The sequence below is a fragment of the Haladaptatus sp. genome (assembly GCF_049589095.1).
Classification (GTDB): domain Archaea; phylum Halobacteriota; class Halobacteria; order Halobacteriales; family Haladaptataceae; genus Haladaptatus.
In genome coordinates, this window is the sequence record NZ_JBAWAC010000482.1 from 1 (window position 1) to 2,882 (window position 2,882).

General features: G+C 57.1%; 2 protein-coding genes. Both read left to right on the plus strand.

All coding sequences use genetic code 11. The features are described 5' to 3' along the window. Nucleotides 1-313 precede the first annotated feature (313 nt). Entirely contained in the window at nt 314-1,513 is a 1,200-nt protein-coding gene (locus WBV42_RS14930; protein ID WP_423986735.1) for a methionine adenosyltransferase, read from the plus strand. A gap of 104 nt (nt 1,514-1,617) precedes the next feature. After that, entirely contained in the window at nt 1,618-2,103 is a 486-nt protein-coding gene (locus WBV42_RS14935; protein ID WP_423986736.1) for a pyridoxamine 5'-phosphate oxidase family protein, read from the plus strand. Nucleotides 2,104-2,882 lie beyond the last annotated feature (779 nt).

A 2,882-nucleotide genomic window follows, 5' to 3' on the forward strand; every position in this document is an offset into this window, starting at 1 on the left:
GAACAGCCACTGAGTAGCGAAAACGAAGTGACATGGCGGGTGTAGGGAGGGACAGTGGAGGGTTGTAGGGAAAGAGAGAGGGAGGGGAACAGGGGAGGAAAGAGAGAGGGAGGGGAACAGGGGAGGAAAGAAGGGAGGGGAACAGGGGAGGAAAGAAGGGAGGGGAACAGGGGAGGAACGAAGGGAGAAATAGCGAGTGAAAGAGGGAGTTGCTGTGGGATGGGTAATCACCACTCGAAAATGAGTAACAGTAATCAAATCGGGGAAATGCGTTTCCGCAAGTTATAGAATCCGTGACCGTGAAACCGATATAATGACTGAGCGGAACATTCAGGTGGAACCTATCGACCGTCGGGCAGTCGAAGATCAGGACATCGAAATCGTGGAGCGGAAGGGAATCGGTCACCCTGACTCTATCTGTGACGGTATCGCGGAAGCGGTCTCTAGCGCACTTTCGCAGACCTATCTCGACCGTGTCGGCAAAGTCCTTCACTACAACACCGACGAAACGCAACTCGTTGCGGGGAGTTCCAACCCGCAGTACGGCGGCGGCGAACTCGTCGAGCCGATCTATATCCTCCTCGTCGGTCGTGCGACCAAGGAATACGAAGGGATGAAGATCCCGACCGACACCGTCGCGTTGGACGCCGCCCGCAACTACCTCAACGAGAACATCCCCGAACTCGAAGTCGGCCACGACGTCATCATCGACGTAAAACTCGGCGAAGGGAGCGGGGACCTCCAAGACGTGTTCTCCGAGGAGGGCGCGACGGTACCGATGGCGAACGACACGAGCTTTGGAGTGGGTCATGCCCCACTCTCGGAAACCGAGAAGATCGTCCTGAACGCCGAGAACCGCCTCAACGGCGAGTTCGCGGCCGATCACCCCGAACTTGGCCCGGACGTGAAGATCATGGGCAAACGCGAACGCGACACCATCGACGTGACCGTCGCCGCCGCGATGGTGGACAAGTACATCGACAACCGTGAGGAGTACGACGCCGTCGTCGAGGAGGTACGCGACTACGTCCACCAGGTCGCCCACGAGTACACCGACCGCGACGTGAACGTCTACGTCAACACCGCCGACGACGATGAGAGCATCTACCTGACGACGACCGGCACCAGCGCCGAGATGGGTGACGACGGCTCCGTCGGCCGTGGAAACCGCGCCAACGGTCTCATCACGCCGAACCGCTCGATGAGCATGGAGGCGACCAGCGGCAAGAACCCCGTCAACCACATCGGAAAGATCTACAACCTACTGAGCACCGAAATCGCCGAAATCGTGGTGGCGGAAGTCGATGGAATCCGCGACATGCGGGTCCGCCTGCTCTCGCAGATCGGGCGACCCATCGACCAACCGCACGTCGCCGACGCTCACGTCGTCACCGAAGATGGTGTCGAACTCGGCGACATCGAAGACGACATCGTCGCCCTCGTGGACGAGGAACTGTCGAACGTGACCCACATCACGAAACGCGCCATCGACGGCGACGTGAGGACGTTCTGAACGAGCGAAGGACGTTCTAATCGGACGCTTGGCGGTTTTTATTTTGGTGTATTTACCGTCGATTGATACGTATCTCTTTGGCCCTTGGTGACGTACTCCAAACGATGGTGGGGAACGACGTTACGGAATACGACGCACATCGAAGCAGACCGGTGACCGAGGAGAGCTATGGAATTCCCGACGAGGAAGGGGAGATGCTTTCGTGGACGTTCGTACGCGATGCGATGGCGGAGGATCAAAACTACTGGCTGTGCACGACGCGGCCCGACGGCCATCCGCATGTTCGTCCGGTTTGGGGTGTCTGGGTCGATGACGCCCTCCACTGCGGTGGCGGCGAACGAACTCGTTGGGTTCAGAACATCCAGGCCGATTCCCGTATCGTCGCACATCGGGAAAGCGGCGAAGCGGTCGTCATCATCGAAGGCGTTGCAGAGCGTGTCACCGATACGGACCTCGAAGAACGACTCGACACGGCGTACCAGGGAAAGTACGGTATCCAGCACGGAACACCGTTTTTCACGGTTCGTCCCAAAACCGTCTTCGCGTGGAGCGATTATCCGAACGACGCGACTCGATGGCAGTTCGGGTGACGGTGGGGTCGGAAGACGGAGTCGATCTCGGAGGCAGATGGTAAGACCGAGAGTGGAGGAGTGGCCGACTGGGAAGTAGCGATCCGTTACGAGGTAGACCTCTGATGTATTCAGAGAGTATTGTCTGAGACCCCACGTTGCCGTTGTAAGTGGGAGTTAAAGGCTGTGTTCCTTGTGAAACGGAAGAAATTGCCGATTGAAAGGGTCGGACAGAGACGAGGGAATGATGGTACACATTCATGTGAGGGAACAGCCACGATAGACGAAGCAATAGGGTTAAATACCTATTTTACCAACAATCCCCCGAGAGAGTCGCAAACTGGAGATAGCGACTCGGTCGCGGTTTGTCTTCAGCTGAAATCGTGCTGTCGCTTTTGACCTATCGAGAGTATCATTTCTCGGCGCACAAGCAGTGTCTTTCGTGGTATCGGCGTCCGCCCCTGTTGAATCGGTGTGGATTTTCGGTCAAACCGACCCCCCGAAACCCCTCCCTTCCCCTCCACCACACACTCCCACACTTACAACGGCAACGTGGGGTCCCCGACAAACGGATCAAACAATCGATGGCAACGCGCGTTTACAACGGCACTCCAGGGTTAAGAGAAAGGGATCCCACAACAAAACGCCAATATTCGCGGGGAACGGCTCGTCTATGCACCATTTACAACGGCAACGCGGTGTCCATGCAACTACCACTCAATCGATTTCCCTCCCTCGCATCAGAAACCTCGTGGCACTCGAAGAACAGTCCGATAACTAGACCACCGATGTCGTTCCGA

What these genes read in the sequence shown, in the direction of transcription:
- WBV42_RS14930 (WP_423986735.1), top strand. Translation starts at nt 314, where the DNA reads ATGACTGAGCGGAACATTCAGGTGGAACCTATCGACCGTCGGGCAGTC.
- WBV42_RS14935 (WP_423986736.1), top strand. Translation starts at nt 1,618, where the DNA reads ATGGTGGGGAACGACGTTACGGAATACGACGCACATCGAAGCAGACCG.